Below are 21,286 nucleotides of genomic sequence, written 5' to 3'. Positions count from 1 at the left end.
AGAATCAGGTGAACATTATTCCACTTCCGTCTGTTACTAGTAAGTTCGCTAGCTCAGTTTCCAACATCGCTTTAACGGTTTCTGGATTTTCTTCAAAAGGAAGTTCAAGTGATATTTGCAGTACGTTCTCTAGATGCTGAACAGTGAAGAAAATGATCGAATCCCGATGAAAGTCCCTCTCTTCTGGCAGCACATTTTTAAACAGTTGATATGTTTCCGACGCTTCGCCAAGGTAATTGAAGACAATAGGCAGTTTATTCAGGCTATGCTTTAGATACCGATTGGACTGCGGATACAACGATGTCATTTCGCCATTGTATATGAGATTTAAAAAATTCAGATTATGGGACACGGCCAACTGTATAGTTTTCCTGATCTCATCCCCCTGTTCATCCGCATCTGTAAGCAGTACTGGAATTTGGTCAATAAATTCACCTATAATATCAAAATATTGCTTGTCCTCATATGCCCGGCCATAATTGACGAGAAGAACAGGAACTTCGTCCACTTGCAAATATCTGCGGAAAAAGCGATTGGCCAGTCGTATAGCCAAGTCCCACATGTATTCGACCGCGTCGGAATCATTCCAATTCGCAAATTCAACTGTCACATCTGTGCCCGTTGTGTAGCTGCGCCCATCGACTGCGAGGAATATAGCATCCGAAGCAGTAGCGAATGCGGACAAGCGAAATTTGTCAACAATCTCTTGATCGCCCATGCCCTGAGGTCCTTTGCGGACCTGACTCACATAATCACGGTAGCTTCCTGCTAGCTGCCCTTTTACATTGCTTATGTCATCATATGCACGGTACAACTCACTCTTAACGACCTCTCCGCTCATGTTATCATAGATGAGATGTGAACAAGGGAGCAGCAGCAAATGATCCCGTAAATTGAGGCGAACAAGCGCAATACGATATAACAAGTCTCCGGTTGTTTCATAAGGGTTCATAAAGAATGCAGGCAATATATGTGAGAGTATACGATTTTGCATCTCTGCATCGTAGTTCGATAAATCTATCATTGGAATGTCCATGCGCTCCTTCATGGACAACGTTTCCCATTCACATCCGATATGCGTTTGGACCAACACACTTCTAAAGAGTTCATGGCGCTCTATCAGGCGTTGCATGACTGCAGATAACCGTTCTACATCCAGCAGGTAACTATCAAAAGGAACGACACCTCCTGAGGGTTGCGGATGCTCCAAATGATAATGTTGAGCGGGAGCAAGCGCATAGCGTTGTAAAGGCTCTCCTGCTAGCATAGTGCTGTTCCATTGGTCATTCATCCGCAGCAGATGTTCCAGCCATTCCTCAGCATGCAGCTTCACTGCTTCATCGTCTACCATCGTATCTGTGTACAGCTTTTCACAGCCAAGTACTTGGACAGCTTCTTCAAAAGGAAGCAAATGATGTGGATGAAGGTCAGGATGAAGGCGTGACAAAATGACTTTTTTCAGGGCCTCTGCTTGTACAGAATCGAAAGGATCTATGTGCAAAGTTAATTGATCTCGTCCTTCAACGGTTGTTGATTGGAAATGAGCATATACGTCATAAGCCTTTTCGATGATGTCTATTGCCTCGGCAATATCACGTGTTAGTATATCCGGCATCGAAGTGTCTGCTCGCATATACTCTGACATTTGGCGAATAGTCTGATATTGAAACACCTGATTAATTCCTATTTCAATGCCAACAGCCTTAGCCTGTGAAACCAATTGAATGGCTTTTAGGGAGTGTCCGCCTAAATTAAAATAGTTATCATCAATGCCAACAATACTGACACCCAAATTCTGCTTCCAAATATCTACCATATGTCGTTCCATGTCGGTTCGCGGGGCTGCATATTCAACACCTGTTTGAATGTCTCCATCCGGCGCAGGCAACGCTTTGCGGTCAATTTTCCCGTTTGGTGTCAGCGGGAAATGATCCAGTTGTACGACATAAGTCGGGATCATATAACCCGGCAGCTTGGGCTGCAGCAGGTTGCGCAGCTCTGGCAAATTCAGCGCCTCCGAGGCTACGACATACGCACACAAATCCTTGTCTCCGTCTTCGTCTTCCCAGGCGGTGACGATGGCTTTCTGAATGCCGTCCACGGTCAGCAGCTGTGCCTCCACCTCGCCCAATTCAATCCGGAAGCCCCGGATTTTGACCTGATCATCCATCCGGCCGATAAAGTCCACATTGCCATCCGGCATCCACCGCGCCAAATCGCCTGTGCGGTACAATCGTTCACCCGGTACATATGGGTTCGCTACGAATTTCTCGGCTGTCAGGTCTGCACGATTCAGGTAGCCTCGTGCCACCCCGGCTCCGCCAATGCACAGCTCACCCAGTACGCCGATCGGCACCGGATTCAGCTGGCTGTCCACGATATAGAAACGTGCGTTCAGCCACGCCTGACCAATCGGCACATTGCCGCTGCTTGGCAGCTTCGACAGCTCTTCGTCGTAGAAGCTAGAGTCGATTGCCGCTTCTGTGACACCATAGCTGTTCATAATGCGGATATCCGCGCCAAACCGTTCTTGCAGCACCCGGTAATCTGTCACGCTACAGCTATCCGAGCTGGTGATCAGCAATTCCAGACTGCTCATGTCCAGTCCCTGTTCATGCACATGTTGCATAAACGGTACGATCAGGGCCGGGGTCGATTCGAATACGGTAATCTGGTAATCGCGAATCCAGTCATACAAACGGCTAAAATCAATCCGGTCGTCTTTCGGACAAATGACCATCGTTCCGCCGTTATAGAGCGTCCGCGCGATATCTCCGACGAATACGTCGAAGGAGAAGCTCGCCAGCTGCAGCAGTCGTACCGGGAACTCGCTCAGACGGTAATCTCGGCGATATGCCGCAGCCGTATTCACTAAGCTGCGATGCTCAATCACGACCCCTTTTGGACGTCCCGTTGTACCGGATGTGTAGATCACATACGCCAGATCCTGTGGTTCGTTGATGTGATCGACGTCTGTGGTATCTCCGATGTACAGCGACTCATCATCCAACGCCAGCATAGTCTGCAGACGTAGTCTCGTTGCCAGTTCGGATGCTACTTCGCTATCAGGTGACGAAGTTGCTGTTCCATTCAGGGTTCCATGGAGAGTACCTGATTCCATCGTTTCAGCGCCAGCCGCTGTTTCTAACTCGGCTTCAGATTGCCCTCCGGCCAAGGCCTGTCGGCTTTCCTCCAGCCATGCCTGCGCACGGTCCTGCAAGCCCGTCTGGGTCAACAGTACCGTCGCACCGCTGTCCTCCAGCATGAAATGAATACGTTCTGATGGATAGTCTGCATCCAGCGGCACATATGCGCCTCCAGCTTTCCACACCGCCAAAACGCCGACCAGCATGTCCACCGAACGTTCACTTAAAATGCCGACAATCGACTCGCGTCCAATGCCTTCATTCCGCAATCTACGCGCCAATTGGTTCGCACGCTCGTTCAGTTTCCGGTACGTAAGCTGCTGCTCCTCGTACACCACCGCCACGTGATCCGGCACAAGCTGTGCCTGTTCTTCCACAAAGGTATGGAAGAAGGCTTCTACTTCAACTACAGCAACATCCGATACCCCCACATTTCCAAATCCATGGATGATTTGTGCTTTTTCCTCGGCAGGTACCATCTCCAAAGCTGCCAGTGGCTGCTGCGGATGAAGGGTAATTGCACGTACAAGTTCGGTAAAATGCTGTGCCAAGCGCGTGATGGTCTCAGGCTTGTACAGCGCCGTGCTGTATTCCAGACTGCAAACTATACCATCCGGCTGCTCCACTGCATCCAGAGTCAGATCAAATTTGGCCGTATTATTTTCCACCGGATATGAATGTAAGGTCAGACCTTCCAGATGGAACTCCTGTTGCTCCAATGTTTTCAACTCAAACATCGTGTCAAACAACGCATTTCGGCTCGTATCCCGCGTTAAATTCAGCTTTTCAACCAGCTCTTCAAAAGGATAGTCCTGATGCTCATAAGCACTAAGCGCATGCTCTTTAACCTCTTGCAGATAATCAAGGAACGTTTTGTCGCCAGACGGATAATTGCGGATCGCCAGCGTGTTGATGAAAACACCTACGAGGCTCTCCAGTTCCGCATGCGGTCTTCCAGCAATCGGCGTTCCGACTACGATATCTTCTTGGCCTGTGTATTTATGCAAGAGCGTGGTGTATGCCGCCAGGAGCACCATATACAGGGTTGCGCCTGTTTGTGCCGCCAGTTCTTTCAGGTGTTCGCTAACTTCACGCTCCAGTCCGAATTCGATCGTATCCCCTGCCGTACTCTGCACTGCCGGACGGGCAAAGTCGGTTGACAGATCCAGCGCAGGTACTCCGCCCCGGAAGGTGTCGAGCCAGTACGCTTCCTGACGCTGCATCCACTCCTGATGGGCTTCGCTTTGCTGCCATACCGCATAGTCTTTGTACTGAATCCGCAATGGTAATAGCTCTTCACCGCTATACAACCGGACAAATTCATCGGTCAGTACCTCCATCGACACACCATCCGAAACGATATGGTGCATGTCGAGCATGAGCAGATGCTGAGATTCCTGCTCTACTCCTTGTACGCCCAAGTCCACCAAACCTACCCGCAGCAGTGGCACAGCTTTTAGATCAAACGGACGGACAAACTGCTGCACAAGCTCTTGTGCTTCCTGGCTGACTGTCGTGTCCGTAGCTGTAGCTGTGTCCTGATCTGTATCCGTAGTCGCACGCTCTGCCTGTACCTTCGTATATTCCACCTCAAACGACACCGTATCCTCAACCCATTGCATCGGCTCATTGTCCACCAGCTCAAAGCGGGTACGCAACGTCGCATGACGGGTGATTAATTGACGGAACGCGTCTTCTACCTGTTTCACATCCAGCGGTCCGCTCATTTGCAGCACCGACGGCATGTTGTAGTTCACATCATTCGGATCGAACTGATGCAGCACATACAGTCGTTTTTGCGCCGAGGAAAGCGGGTAGAAGCTGCGTTCTTCCGTCACCGGAATGGACGCATACGCCACTTGATCCAGACCTTCTATGATCACTGCCAGTTGTTCAATCGTTGGCGCTTCAAAAATACTGCGTAGTGGGAGCAGCTTGTTCAGCTCCTTGTGAATTTTTGAGGCCAGCGTCGTCGCCCGCAGCGAGTGTCCGCCAATCTCAAAGAAGTTTTCCTTCACCCCAACCTGCTCCAGACCCAGCACATCCTGCCAAATTTGTGCCAGCTTCACTTCCACCCATGTCCGCGGTGCGACATAATCAGCTCTGCTTTGCAGACTGTCTTCCGGTGCCGGCAGTGCCTTGCGATCAATTTTTCCGTTCGGTGTCAGCGGCATGTTCTGCAGTTGTATAAAATACGACGGTACCATATAGTTCGGCAATTTCTCATTCAGCAAATTCAATATCATACTGCCGCTGATTTCTTTTTCAGCTACGTAGTAAGCGGCCAAATGATAGTCTCCCTGCTGATCTGCACGAGCCATGACAATAGATTCTTTAACACCGTCCACCTTGATAATTTGCGCTTCAATCTCACCGAGTTCAATCCGATACCCGCGGATTTTGACCTGATGGTCAATCCTACCCAAATATTCAATGTTCCCATCTGGCAACCATCGTGCCAAGTCACCTGTACGGTACATTCGCTCATAGCCAACTTCCTCTGCTGCAAACAGATTGGCTACGAATTTTTCTTTTGTCAGCTCTGGACGGTGCAGATAGCCGCGTGCCAGCCCCGGACCGGATACACACAGCTCACCAGGGACTCCTGCAGGTGAAAGATTTCCGTGTGTATCCACTATATACACGCGGTGATTAGATACTGGCCGTCCGATGGATATGATTCCACCTAACTCAGAATTTCCTTCCGATACCGGCCAAAGAGACGTTGCAACGGAATTTTCGGTAGGACCATACGCATTGTAATAAGCCACCCGGTCCTTCCATTCGGACACCAGTTCTGCGGTAGAGGCCGATCCTGCTGTAAGCAGAACACGCAAATCAGGCATGCGATCCGGGTTCAGGTATACAGCATAGTTTGGCGGCAGCGTTGCAATTGTAATTCTGCAGGCAGCCATGTATTGCTCAAAACGTTCATAATTCAAAATAGTCTCGGAGGAAGGTATATACAATGTCGCTCCGCATAGTAAAGACTGGATTATTTCCGAGCATGATGTATCAAACGAATAACTGGCAAACATGACAACCCGATCGGACAAGCCAATACTCAATTTTTGCTCGAAGTAGGTTTTAAGATTACTAAGACCGTGATGCTCAAGCATTACTCCCTTAGGCTGACCCGTCGTTCCGGACGTATAGATGACATATGCCAGATCGTTTGGACCCGATACAGCCTCCAGATTCGAACCGTTCTGATGATATACGGACAGCATTTCCCCGCGTTCATCCGCTTTTCTTGTATTGGAAGCGACTCCGTCCTGTTCACCGTCAAGCACCAACACCTTGCCTCCAAACAGCACCTTTTCCGTCAAGTGCTGTTGCGTTAACAACAGTTCCGTACCTGAGTCATCCAGCATGTAGCGGATGCGTTCCTCCGGATAGGTTGGGTCTATCGGGATATATGCTCCCCCCGCCTTCAAAATCCCCAATATGCCCACAATCATGTCTACGGAACGCTCTGTCATCAGACTAACCAGACTATCGGCTTTCACACCATAGTTGCGTAGAGTACGGGCCAACCGGTTAGCGCGCCCGTTCAATTCATAGTAGGTCAATTGTTGACCTTCAAAATATACTGCTATCTGATCCGAAGTCTGCAAAACCTGTTCCTCGAACAGTCCGTGAATTGTTTGTTCACGCTGGTACTCTGCCGCGGTATTTCCCCACACCTGGATGATGTGCTCCCGCTCCTGCTTAGTCAGCAGATCCATTTCCTTAATTAAACTATCCGGATTCGCTATAATTTGATCCAGCAACCGCAGTAGATGTCCTTGAATCTGCGACACACTCTGAAGATCATATGCCTGGGCATTGTAGGCAAAATCAATTCGTAGTGTATCTCCCTGAAATACTATGATGCTTAAATCGTAGCTTTCTTGCTCAGTATTGGCATCCTCCAAAGTAGTCTCAAAAACCATTCTGTGACCAAAAAGTGCCAGCTGTTTCACTTTCGTTGTAACTATTTCGGACATTGGCAAATGTCCATATACCGCAGATTCATCGGTTTGCTGCTGCACTTTTCTCATCAACCCGCTAAAGTTCGCTCCTGCTTCAGTTCGAATGCGAACTGGCAAGGTGTGGTTACCCAGTCCAATTGAATGCCTCGGTTCCAACATATCTGTCAAAGGACTTGATATGGAGCAAGCGAACGCCACATCATCTGTACCGTTATACTTTTGCAATAAAATTCCCCAGCCTGTCTGCAGCAGCGTATTTGTCGTCACCTGCTCATTCAGTGCAATTCGCTGCAGTGCCACCGTTCGTTCAACATCCAAATTAATCTCCAGATGCTCTGTCTGATATGGACTGCGCCCCATCAGATTGGCATATGGCAATTGAGGTGCTTCTTCATAACCTTCGAGCAGAGTACTCCAGTAGCGAGAAGTCTTTAGGGTGTCCCTATGTTTTTTTAGAATCCCTTTGTCTTCTTCCGAAATCAGCGTCATTTCGCCCATTTTTGTATTCGGATCGGCTACAACGGTTTTGACCAACTGTACAAAATGCCTTGCCATGCTTTCTACCGTTTCCCGTTTAAACAAAGATGTAGCATACAGAAATTGGAGCTGGATAGATGCTTCCTCCTCACTGACTTCAAGCGTCAGGTCGAATTTCGCAGAAACCTGCTCTATCCCAAAAGAGCGGAAGAACAACTTGTCCAACTTCACTTCCTTTTTCTCCACATTCTGCAATACAAACATCGTGTCGAACAACGGATTACGGCTCATATCTCGTTTCAGGTCGAGCTTTTCCACCAGCTCCTCAAACGGATAATCCTGATGCGCATATGCTTGCAGTGCACACGTCTTGGCGTCCTCAATACAGTTATAAAACGTTTGTTCAGCGTGAGGATGATTACGTAATGCGAGCGTGCCGACAAACATACCGAGTATAGGCTCCAGGTCAGCATGTGGTCTACCTGCAATTGGAGTACCCACAATGATGTCTTCCTGCCCTGTGTAATAATGCAGCAATGCTGTGTATGCAGCCATAAGTACCATGTACAGCGTAGAATCCGTATGCACCGCCAGTTCTTTTAAACACTGAGTCAATTCCTGTCCCATTTCAAATTCAACAGCGTCACCTTCCGTACATCGTATTGCCGGACGCTCAAAATCAGTTGGCAAATCCAGTTGAGGCAAATCGCCACTAAATCTATTCAGCCAGTACTCTCCCTGACTCTTTATTCGCTCCTGCTGAGTTTTGCTATGCTGCCACACAGCATAGTCTGTATATTGAATACGCAGCGGAGATAATACTTCACCGCTATATAAGCGGGCAAAATCACCAGCCAATATTTCAATGGATACCCCGTCTGAAACGATGTGGTGCATATCAAGCATCAATAAGTGCTGCGGCTCCTGTCCTTCTTCGTCCAATCCCAATTTGACCAGCTTTACACGTAGTAACGGAGCGATCTTCAAGTCAAATGGACGAACAAAGGAACGGGCATGTTCTTCTGCTAAATTCTCAAGCATAAGTTCATTGGATTCTGTCCGCAGTTCTGATATTGTGGCATATTCCAACTCAAAGTGAATCGTTTCGTGAACCCGCTGCATCGGCACACCATTTACCAGTTCAAAGCTTGTCCGGAGGGCCACGTGACGTGAAATTAATTGATGGAATGCCTCTTCCACCTGCTTCACATCTATCGGACCGATTATTCTCAGTGCTGATGTGGTGTTATAGCTTATTCCATCCGGATCCAGCTGGTGAAGCACATACATCCGTGTCTGTGCGAAAGAAAGCGGGTAAGTGTCACGTTCTTCCGCCACCGGTATGGATGCATATGTGATTTGATCCTGTTCTTCAAGCAAGGCCGCCAATTGCTCGATCGTCGGTGCATCAAATATGTTTTGCAGATCCATCGGTTTGTTTAAATCTTTGCGAACTCTAGAAGTCAGTGTCGTTGCCCGCAGCGAATGACCGCCAATTTCAAAGAAATTTTCGTCGATGCCTACTTGTGGTAGTCCCAGTACATCCTGCCAGATGTCTGCCAATTTTATTTCCATCCATGTTCGCGGTGCAACATGATCGGTCAAACGACCTTCTGGCATCGGCAGCGCCTTACGATCAATTTTACCGTTTGGTGTAAGAGGTACGTTCTGCAATTGAATGAAATGTGAAGGGACCATATAATTCGGGAGTTCTTCATTTAACATCTTGCGAAGCTCGCTCCCCGTCACTTCCCGTTCCGCTACATAATAAGCAACGAGTTCGTGTTGGTTTTGGCTATTTGCATGTGCCAGTACGATGACCTCTTGCATGCGATCTGCCTTCAGCATAGCCGCCTCAACTTCGCCCAGCTCAATCCGGTAACCACGAATTTTGACCTGCTGGTCGATCCGTCCCAGGTACTCAATGTTGCCGTCCGGCATCCATCTCGCCAGGTCGCCTGTCCGATACATGCGTTCATAGCCCGCTTCCCCATCTGCAAACGGATTGGTCACAAATTGGTCTGCCGTTAATTCCGGACGGTGCAGATAACCGCGTGCCAGTCCTGGGCCGGATACGCACAGTTCACCAGGGATTCCTGACGGTGAAAGCTGTCCATGTGCATCGACCATATACACGCGGTGATTCGGTACAGGACGTCCGATTGAGATACACATTCCTGCTTCGGGAACTTCCGGTGAGAGCCAAATAGACGTTGTTATGGAATTTTCCGTTGGACCGTAAGCATTGTAGTATGTCACATGATCCTTCCATTTGGATACCAATTCTGGTGAGGCAGCCGAACCGCCTGTAAACAGGATGCGCAGATCCGGCATTCGTTCCGGATTCAAGTATACAGCATAGGTCGGCGGCAATATCGTAATTGTAATTCGATGATCCGCCATATACTGCTCAAACTTGTCATAGCTGAGAATGGTTTCTGATGTCGGAATGCATAAAGTGGCCCCGTTGAAGAGCGCCTGAAGCATTTCCCAGATCGAAGCATCAAAGGAATAGCTGGCAAATGATACGACACGATCCGAGCCGCTGATCCGCAGCGTCTCCCTGAAGTACGTATGCAGATTGCAGAGTCCACGATGCTCAAGCATTACTCCCTTAGGCTGGCCTGTCGTTCCGGACGTATAAATCACATACGCTAGGTTATGAGGACCGGATATGGCCTCCAAATTCGTACCATCCCTGTGATATACGGACACAGGGTTCCCTTTTGCTTCAGCCGAACTTGCATCCACAGTGGCTTCGTCCATTTCTGCGTCCAACAGCAGTACCTTGCCCCTAAATTCCACTTTTTCCACCAAATGCTGCTGCGTTAACAGCAGTTCCGTGCCTGAATCGTCCAGCATATAGCGGATGCGGTTCTCCGGATAAGTCGGATCGACCGGAATGTAGGCGCCCCCTGCCTTAAAAATACCCAAGATGCCGACAATCATGTCAATCGATCGCTCTGTCATCAGGCCGACCAGACCGTCTGCCATCACACCGTTGCTGCGTAAAGTACGCGCCAAACGGTTCGCCCGCTCATTTAATTCACGGTAGGTCACTTGCGCTCCTTCAAAATATACTGCTGCCTGCTCCGGTGTCTGCATGACCTGCTCCTCAAACAATCCGTGAATCGTCTGCTCACGTGGATATGCTGCTGTCGTGTCACACCAAGCACCCAGCATTTGCTCGCGTTCTTGCGCGGTTAATATATCCAGCTCGCAAATCCGGCCAGCTGGATTTACCTTGATTTGCTCCAGCAGTTGCAGCAGATGCCCCTGAATCTGTTCTACCCTTTCGTAATCATATACCTGGGCATTGTAACCAAAATGAACCCGTAGCGTCTCTCCCGGTAACACCACGATGTTAAAATCATAATTCGTCTGCTCAACTGCATCTACTCCGGTTATTTTAAAATCAGCTTCTTCCCTTTCACCTAATTGCTCAATTTGTTCATCTATCGGATAGTTCTCAAATACCATAATATGATTAATCAGTTCCACTTTTTGCTCAGCCTGTGCCTGAATCTCATAGAGTGGGAACGTTTCGTATGTTCCTGAAGCAAGCGCCTGTCGCTGAGTTTGCTTCATCAGCTCTGTAAATGCAGTTGCTTGTCCGCCTTGAATACGGACGGGGACCGTGTTAATGAATAGTCCAATCATCTGCTCTACTCCGGCAATGTCCGCTGGGCGTCCAGAAACCACGCTCCCGAAAACAACATCCTCTGTGCGATTATACTTTTGTAATAAAACACCCCAGGCCGTTTGCAGCAGCGTATTTATCGTTACCTGTTCTTGCTTTGCTAGTTGCAGCAAGGCCCTTGTCAGGTCTATACCTAAATCAAATTCCAGATATTCGGCCTCATATCCCTGGGTCTTCCCTGTTTTGGCCTGCGGCAAGACCGCCGTTTCCTCGTAGCCCCACAGGTAACCGCTCCAATACTCCGCTGCTTCCTGACGGTTCTGCCCCTCCAGCCATTCGATGTATCGACTGTATGGTGTTACCACCGGCAATTGCGGTGGCTTCCCCTCTGTAAGAGCGGTATATCCTCCAAAGACCTCATTGGTGACCAGTGACAAGCACCAGCCGTCCATTATGATGTGGTGGAAACTCCATACAAAATGGTATGAATCGTCTGATGTACGCAAGATAGATACACGCATCAGTGCATCCTTTGCCAGATCAAAGCCTCTCTGCTGATCTCGACGCGTGAACTCCTCAATATACTGCTCTTGCGCCGTCTTCTCCTTCTCACGTATATCCTCTACGTACAGTTCTCCGCGTTTATTCCGGTACACCACTTGCAACGGCTGGTCCTGCAAATCGCTCCGGAAGTTGGTCCGCAGTGCTGAATGACGCTTTACCAGCAAGTCCAGACTGGCAGCGAATGCAGTGAGATCCAGCGTTCCCTTTAGTTCAAAGGTGGACTGCTCCACATAGGCGCTCGATTGGAAATCCAGCATGTTGTGAAACAGCATGCCTTTTTGCATCGGCGTCATGGGGTACATATTCTCAAGCTCTTCGTCAGACTGAATCTGCTCCACCATCCGGTTCAGTTCTTCAAGGCTTAAGTCTGAAAGCAGCACATCACTTGGCGTCAATTCGGATTGCTCCCGAGATGCACAATGCTGAACTACTTCCAGCACGTTCTGCTTGAATTGCTCTGCTAGTTGCTCAGCAGCATTTTGTTGGAGTGCCTTAATGTTGTATTGAATACTTAATTCCAGCATGCCATCTGTAACGAGTCCTCCCACGTCCATAACACAGGACATTTGGGTCAGTTCATGAGTACTGGCTCCGCTGGAATATGGAGAAAAATGCATGCCGCTATGCTGCAGTGTCTGATCAAATTCGCCCAAATAATTAAAGCTTATCTGTGGCTCGGCATATGTTGCCCCGGACGGTCCATTCTGGCTGAGATATCTCCAGATGCCATACCCAATTCCTTTACGTGGAATGCTTCGCAGCATCTCCTTCATCCGTTTGATGTGCCCGGAGATATCATCTTCCCGGTTAATCCGCAGCAGTACCGGGTATTGACTCGTAAACCAGCCAATCGTCCGTGATATATCTGTATCCTTTAGGATTTCTTCCCGGCCATGGCCTTCGAGAAGAATCGCTACCTTTTCATTGCCAGTCCAAGCGCTTAACGTCTTGCCGAGTCCCGTCAACAACAGATCATTCACTTCTGTGTTGTACGCGCGGTGGGCTTGCTTCAGTAATTGGTCAGTCTCTTCCTTCGTAAGCCTCACATTTACGATACCCATGTCTTGCTGCATAAACCTATCGCTATGCTCTTGGGACACTGGAAGTTGGGGCGACTCGGATACCGCCAGTTCATTCACTTGCTCCCAGTATGCGTGCTCACTTTCCATCTCAGGACTGTCGGCATAGGCTGACAACCGCTCCGACCAGACCCGGAAGGAGTCTGTTTTGGCAGGAAGCTGTATGGCTTCCCCACGTACAGCCTGCTCATAGGCATTCGACAAATCCTCCAACAGTATCCGCCACGATACGCCGTCTACCACCATATGATGAATAGCCAGTAGCAGATGGTCCCCATCAGCGCAGTGGAACAGGCCCACTTTCAGCAGAGGTCCTTCATCCAGTCGGATGCTACTCTGAATAGAGCTGGCTCGGGCTTCTATAGCTTGACCCAATGTGGGACCGATCGGCACGTCTTTGAAATCGGCCACTTCCAGATCATACAGCTTCCCTTCCTTCACTCTACGGTTCCACGCTTCCCATCCTTGCTCCGCCTTGCGGAACACCATCCGCAATGCATCATGGTGCACCACCAACTGCGTCAGTGCCTGACGTAGCGGCTCTTTTTCAAATCCCTGCTCCCGGTGAAGCATAACCGCCTGATTAAAGTGGTCCGGCACAGGCTGTCCTTGCTCCACAAACCACTGCTGAATCGGCGTCAGCAGCACAGCTCCGCTAACCTCTTCCTGATCAGCTAATTGGGTATCCGACACACGCAGGTGCGTAGCTAGCTCAGCAACCTCAGGGTACTTAAACAACTCTTTGATATCCAGCTTGTATCCTGCCTGCAGCAAGCGTGAGGATACCTGAATCGCCTTGATCGAGTCCCCGCCCCGATCAAAAAATTGATCCGTCAATCCGACCGGACCGCCGCCCAGCACAGCCTCCCACACATGGGCCAGCGCCTGCTCCGCTGCTGTCTGCGGAGCCCTATATTCCTGCGTGGAGCGGGAAATCTGTTCCGGTGCCGGCAATGCCTTACGGTCGATTTTGCCGTTGGGTGTGAGCGGCATTTGCTGCATCTGAACAAAGTACGAGGGAACCATATAATTCGGGAGTTCTTCACTCAGCAGCTTGCGAAGCTCACTCCCCGTCACTTCCTGTTCTGCCACGTAATAGGCAACCAGTTCGTGTTGGTTTTGGATTGTCGCATGGGCCAGTACGCTGACCTCTTGGATACGATCTATTTTCAGCATAGCCGACTCGACCTCGCCCAGCTCAATTCGGTAGCCGCGAATTTTAACTTGTTGATCCATCCGTCCAGCGTATTCTAATGTACCGTCTTCACGCCAGCGAACAAGGTCTCCCGTGCGGTACAGGCGATCTCCGTCCACCCACGGATTGGCAAGGAATCTCTCAGCCGTCAAATCAGGACGGTTCAGGTAACCGCGTGCGACTCCGTCTCCGCCAACAACCAGCTCACCCCATGCTCCAATCGGCTGCAGGTTAAACGCCGAATCGACCACATACGCCGTCGAATTGCGGATAGGGCGCCCGATCGGCACAGAATCAAGCTGTTCTTCCTTAATATGATAAGTCGTCGAAAAAGTAGTATTTTCCGTTGGTCCATAGCCGTTAATGATATTCATGTCCGGATTATCACGCAGCACCCGATTGATATGCGGTGCAGACAGCACATCGCCTCCGACCAGCAAATACTTCACATCTCCGAACAATTTACTGTCCTGCTGCGAAAGCTGATTAAATAGCGGTGTAGTCAGCCACATCATAGTAATGCGATGGTCCCGTATAGTCTCCTTGAGCTTAGCTACGTCCAAAAGATCATCCTTATGCACGAGTACAAGCTCACCGCCGTTCAGTAGCGCCCCCCAAATTTCAAACGTAGACACATCAAATACAAACGCGCCAGTCTGCAACATTCGGATTGATTCATCGAACGGCACATAATCCGTATTACGCACCAAGCGCACGACACTTTGATGCTCAACAACGACGCCCTTAGGCTTGCCTGTTGATCCCGAGGTATAGATGACATAAGCAGCATGTTCGCCTGATCCATCTATTCCTAAATTGGAAGTATCCGGACTGTGGGACGTATACTCATTCAGATTGACAATCTGTCCATCAAAATAGCAACGTTCCAGTAAATCTTGTTGAGTCAGCAGCAGTTTGGCTCCCGAGTCCTCCAGCATATAGCGGATACGTTCCTCCGGATATTGAGGATCTATCGGCACATACGCGCCTCCAGCCTTCAAAATAGCCAACGTTCCACTAATCATATCCAACGAACGCTCCGTTAGAATGCCGACAGGCTCATTGGCCTTCACTCCAGCAGTCTGTAGTGTATGCGCTATGCGGTTAGCCTTCTCATTCAGTTCCCGATAGGTTAGAGATTGATGCCCCAAAGCTACAGCAATATGATCAGGCGTACGCGCAGCCTGCTCCTCAAACAGCTTTTGGATCGTCTGATTGCGCGGATATACAGAAGCCGTGTCGTTAAACTCGCCTGTAATCTGTTGTCTTTCCGCCGTTGTCACCAATTCCAGTTCTTCAACGCGAACATGCGGGTTGAACGAAATTTGCTCCAGCAGACGAGCAAAATGACCATGCAGACGCTCAATGCCGGTTTGATCAAAGCTCAATGCGTTATACATAAAACGAATATTTATGCCTTCTCCCGGCATCACGACGACGTTCAGATCGTAGTTGGTTTGCTCTGTAGCCACCGCGTTTAAAATTGTGAATGCATTCTGCCCATCACTTCCCAGCTGCTCTACCTGCTGCTCCACCGGATAATTTTCGAATATCATAATATGCTTGATTAGATCCTGCTTCTGCTCGGTCAGTGCCTGAATTTCATACAGCGGGAACGTGTCATAGGCATTGGCAGAAAGCGCCTGTCGCTGAGTTTCCTTCATTAATTCAGTAAATGCAGTTGTTGGTTTACCTTGAACACGGACTGGGATTGTATTAATGAAAAGTCCGATCATTTGCTCTACTCCCGCAATGTTCGTTGGACGGCCCGACACCACACTACCGAAAACGACATCCTCTGTGCGGTTATATTTCTGCAGCAAAACACCCCAGGCCGTTTGCATCAACGTATTTATCGTTACCTGTTCTTGCTTTGCCAGCCGCAGAAGTTCCGCCGTCAAATCTATACCTAAATCAAATTCCAGATATTTGGCCTCATATCCCTTCGCCTTCCCTGTTTTGGCCTGTGGCAAAACCGTGGTCTCCTCATGGCCCTGCAGGTAACCGCTCCAATACTCCGCCGCTTCCTGACGATTCTGCCCTTCCAGCCATTCGATGTATCGGCTATATGGTGTTACCACAGGCAATTGCGGTGGCTTCCCTTCTGTAAGGGCGGCATATCCTCCAAAGACTTCGTTGGTAACCAGCGACAAACACCAGCCATCCATGATGATATGGTGGAAGCTCCATACAAAATGGTATGCATCGTCTGATGTACGCAAGATGGATACCCGCATTAGTGTATCCTTTGCCAGATCAAAACCCCTCTGCTGATCCCGACGCGCGAATTCCTCGATATATTGCTCTTGCGCCACCTTCTCCTTCTCACGTATGTCCTCTACGTACAGTTCTCCGCGTTTATTCCGGTACACCACTTGCAAGGGCTCGTCCTGCAAATCGCTCCGGAAGTTGGTCCGCAGTGCTGAATGGCGCTGTACCAGCAAATCCAGACTGGCGGCGAATGCCACGAAATCCAGCTTTCCCTTCAATTCAAAGGTGGACTGCTCCACATACGCGTTCGATTGGGAATCCAGCATGTTGTGGAACAGCATGCCTTTTTGCATCGGCGTCATGGGGTATATATTCTCAAGCTCTCCATCAGGCTGAATCTGCTCCACGATCCGGTCCAATGCTTCCAGGCTTAGACCCGGAAGCAGCACATCACTCGGCGTCAATTCAGAACACTCCCGTGATACACAGTGGCGGATCACTTCCAGCACGTTCTGCTTGAGTTCCCTGGCTAGTTTCATTACATTATCTTCCTGTAATACTTTTGTGTTATAACGAATATCCAACTCAAGCATTTCATCCGTTACAATGCCCCCCACATCCAGGGAACACGGCATTCTGGTCTGTTCGTTAACATCTGCTCCACTGGAGTACGGTGACATGCGCGTTTCGCTGTGCCGCAGCGTCTGATCAAATTCGCCCAAATAATTAAAGCTAATCTGTGGCTCGGCGTATGCCCCTCTAGATACTACGTTCTGGCTGAGATACCTCCAGATGGCGTACCCAATTCCTTTATGTGGAATGCTGCGCAACATCTCCTTCATCCGTTTGATGTGTCCGGATATATGATCTTTCCCGTTAATCCGCAGCAGTACCGGATATTGGCTCGTGAACCAGCCAACTGTTCGTGAAATATCCGTATCCTTCATGATATCTTCACGGCCATGGCCTTCCAGAAGAATTGCAACCTGCTCACTGCCAGTCCAAGTGCTTAACGTCATGCCGAGCGCCGTCAGCAGCAGATCGTTCACTTCTGTGTTGTACGCGCGATGGGCCTGCTTTAGCAGTTGATCAGTCTCTTCTTTCGTGAATTTCAAGCTCAAAGTAGCTGTGTTATTTATGGTCAATGGTTTTTTAGAATCCAGCAATTCTGTAAGCCTTAAAGACTCGTATACTTCCAATTCATTCAATTGCTCCCAGTATGCGTACTCACTTTCCATCTCAGGACTGTCGGCATAGGCTGACAACCGCTCCGACCAGACCCGGAAGGAGTCTGTTTTGGCAGGAAGCTGTATGGCTTCCCCACGTACAGCCTGCTCATAGGCATTCGACAAATCCTCCAACAGTATCCGCCACGATACGCCGTCTACCACCATATGATGAATAGCCAGTAGCAGATGGTCCCCATCAGCGCAGTGGAACAGGCCCACTTTCAGCAGAGGTCCTTCATCCAGTCGGATGCTACTCTGAATAGAGCTGGCTCGGGCTTCTATAGCTTGACCCAATGTGGGACCGATCGGCACGTCTTTGAAATCGGCCACTTCCAGATCATACAGCTTCCCTTCCTTCACTCTACGGTTCCACGCTTCCCATCCTTGCTCCGCCTTGCGGAACACCATCCGCAATGCATCATGGTGCACCACCAACTGCGTCAGTGCCTGACGTAGCGGCTCTTCCTCGAATCCCTGCTCCCGGTGAAGCATAACCGCCTGATTAAAGTGGTCCGGCACAGGCTGTCCTTGCTCCACAAACCACTGCTGAATCGGCGTCAGCAGCACAGCTCCGCTAACCTCTTCCTGATCAGCTAATTGGGTATCCGACACACGCAGGTGCGTAGCTAGCTCAGCAACCTCAGGGTACTTAAACAACTCTTTGATATCCAGCTTGTATCCTGCCTGCAGCAAGCGTGAGGATACCTGAATCGCCTTGATCGAGTCCCCGCCCCGATCAAAAAATTGATCCGTCAATCCGACCGGACCGCCGCCCAGCACAGCCTCCCATACACTAGCCAGAGCCTGCTCCGCTGCTGTCCGCGGAGCCCTATATTCCTGCGTGGAACGGGAAATCTGTTCCGGTGCAGGCAATGCCTTACGGTCGATTTTGCCGTTGGGTGTGAGCGGCATTTGCTCCATCTGAACAAAGTGAGAGGGAACCATATAATTCGGGAGTTCTTCACTCAGCTGCTTGCGAAGCTCGCTCCCCGTCACTTCGCGTTCCGCCACGTAGTAGGCAACCAGCTCGTGTTGGTTTTGGCGGTTTGCATGTGCCAGTACGATGACCTCTTGCATGCGATCTGCCTTCAGCATAGCCGCCTCAACTTCGCCCAGTTCAATCCGGTAACCGCGAATTTTGACCTGCTGGTCGATCCGGCCTAGGTACTCAATGTTGCCGTCCGGCATCCATCTTGCCAGGTCGCCTGTCCGATACATGCGTTCATAGCCCGCTTCCCCGCCTGCAAACGGATTGGTCACAAATTGTTCAGCCGTTAAATCCGGGCGGTGCAGATAACCGCGAGCCAATCCTGGGCCGGATACACATAACTCTCCTGCTATTCCAGCAGGTAAAAGATGACCAAAAGCATCGATCATGTACACCCGGTGGTTGGGTACGGGACGTCCTATGGAAACGGTATCGATTGCTCCGGGGTGTTCCGACACTGGCCAAATGGACGTTGCTACCGAGTTTTCTGTCGGTCCATAGCCATTAAAATAGGTGACCTGATCCTTCCACTTGGTTACGAGCTCCATCGAGGAAGCGGAACCAGCGGTGAACAGAATACGCAGATCCGGCATTCGTTCTGGATTTAGATACACGGCATAGGTAGGAGGTAATGCCGCCACCGTAATTTTATGATCCGCCATATACTGTTCAAACTGGTTGTAGTTCAGTATGATTTCCGAAGTAGGCACGTAAAGTGTCGCGCCACAAAATAGCGCCTGAAATATTTCCCAGCAAGCAGCATCAAATGCGTAGCTCGCAAACAGTAGGGCATGATCTGACGGACTTATCTGCAATGTTTCATCAAAATATGTTTTCAGGTTACACAATCCATGGTGCTCCAGCATTACACCTTTAGGCTGTCCTGTCGTACCTGAAGTATATATGACGTAGGCTAAATCATTTGCTCCTGATACGGCCTCCAGATTTGATCCTTCCATGTGATACACAGTTGGATCTTCATCCAATACTAGGACTTTTCCTCCAAAGGCGGCCTCTTTGACCTTTTCCACAAGATGGCTTTGCGTCAAAAGCAGGTCTGCACCGGAATCGTCAAATATATAACGGATACGTTCCTCTGGATATGACGGATCGATGGGTACATATGCCCCTCCTGCTTTAAGAATAGCGAGGATGCCGACCACCATATCTATAGAACGATCAGTCATGAGCCCAACCAGCCGATCAGTTGTTGTGCCGTAACTACGCAGGGTACGAGCCAATCGGTTAGCACGTTCATTCAGCTCAGCATAAGTCAAACTGGAGTTCTCAGAGACAACTGCTGTTGTCTTCGGTGTCTTTTCTGCTTGTTTTTCAAAACAAAGATGGATGGTATCACTAGAAGGATACGAGATCTGTACTCCGCTAAATTCGGATAAAACCTGACTTTTCTCTTCCGTTGTCAGAAATTCCAATTCGGTGATCGGTAGATCCGGCTGTTGAACAATCTGCTCCAGTCCCCGTTTAAGATGAGCTGCAATTAGCTTAATCCAATTTTCATCGTAAACCAGCCGATTATAACTAAAAGTAACTTCATACTGTGATCCAGGAACGACAATCACATTAAAATCATAGTTGGTCTGTACAATATCCTCCACGTCAGTGACCTGAAGTGTATCAGGCCCTTTTTCCGCATGAATAAGCTCCTCTGAATAAGGATAGTTCTCAAAAACAACAATATGACGGACTAAATTTTGTTTCAAATCCGTGTGATTCTGAATATCTGCTAGGGAAGAATAAGAGTACTGAGCAGACTCGATGTGGGAGTTCTGCACAGATATAAGCAGATCCGAAAAACTCTGGTCCGCATAACTGGTTATGCGTGTTGGTATTGTGTTAATGAACAATCCAACCATATTTTCAATTCCCGGAACTTCATCTGGTCTGCCGGATACTACAGACCCGAACACAACATCCCGGCTGTTGTTGTACATTTGAAGCAATAATCCCCATACCGTTTGAAATACAGTGCTGACTGTCGTGTGGTAGTGTTTAGATATTCTCTCCATTCCTTGAGTTAGTTCTTTTCCCAGCTTGCATGTGTAACGGTCTGCCTCGAAGATTGGATTCAATGGACGGTTATAGCCCGGTAAAATCGTTTCATTTTCCAGCCCATTTAAATACCCCTGCCAATAGGCTGTCGCTTCTTCCTTGTCCTGTTGCTCCAGCCACTGAATAAAACTGCTGTACGGATATACCGTATCCAATTGCGCAGGCACTCCAGACCGAAGGGAAGTATAGATAGTAAAAAATTCCTGGGCTACCGTTCCCATGCACCAACCATCCATTATAATGTGATGAACACTCCAGACAAGTCTGGAAGACTCATCATCCCATTCAAACAGGGCAAGCCGAATCGGAACATCTTTTTCCAAGTCGAAACCAGCTTGGCGCTCTGCCTTTAAAAAGGCCGTAAAATGCTCCTTTTTCTCAGCTGCGGGAAAAGCACTGATATTCTCGAAATGAACAGGCAACGCATCACGTTCCTCCAGGACAATTTGAAGCGGACGTTCTGTTTCTTTATACATAAAAATGGTACGGAATATATCATATCGATTCATGAGCTGCTGCAAGCTTTGCTGAACCAGATGAACGTCCAGCACTTCATTAAAGGTAATAACGGTCTGTTCAAAGTAAGCTTCTGATTTTACGTCGAGGATGGAATGAAACAACATTCCCTCCTGCATCGGGGACAGCGGATAGATATCTTTAATATTTACCTGTGTCAAATCATTCACCATTCCTTTATCCATGCAGAATTTGAG

The 21,286-nt window shown here is 49.1% G+C and carries 1 protein-coding gene; it reads right to left on the bottom strand.

Annotated elements, in window-relative coordinates; all coding sequences use genetic code 11:
• Positions 1–4: 4 nt before the first annotated feature.
• Positions 5–21,274, bottom strand: a complete 21,270-nt coding sequence (locus tag MKY35_RS12185) for a non-ribosomal peptide synthase/polyketide synthase (RefSeq protein WP_342446503.1) — start codon at positions 21,272–21,274, stop codon at positions 5–7.
• Between the last annotated feature and the right edge of the window lie 12 nt (positions 21,275–21,286).

The sequence above is a fragment of the Paenibacillus sp. FSL L8-0638 genome, assembly GCF_038593075.1.
Classification (GTDB): Bacteria; Bacillota; Bacilli; order Paenibacillales; family Paenibacillaceae; genus Paenibacillus; species Paenibacillus polymyxa_D.
The sequence above is the reverse complement of the archived record's forward strand: the minus strand, read 5'-3'. Positions and strand labels throughout refer to the sequence as shown.

Excerpts from the sequence above, each read along its gene's own strand:
- MKY35_RS12185 (WP_342446503.1), bottom strand. The coding sequence starts at position 21,274 with ATGGATAAAGGAATGGTGAATGATTTGACACAGGTAAATATTAAAGAT.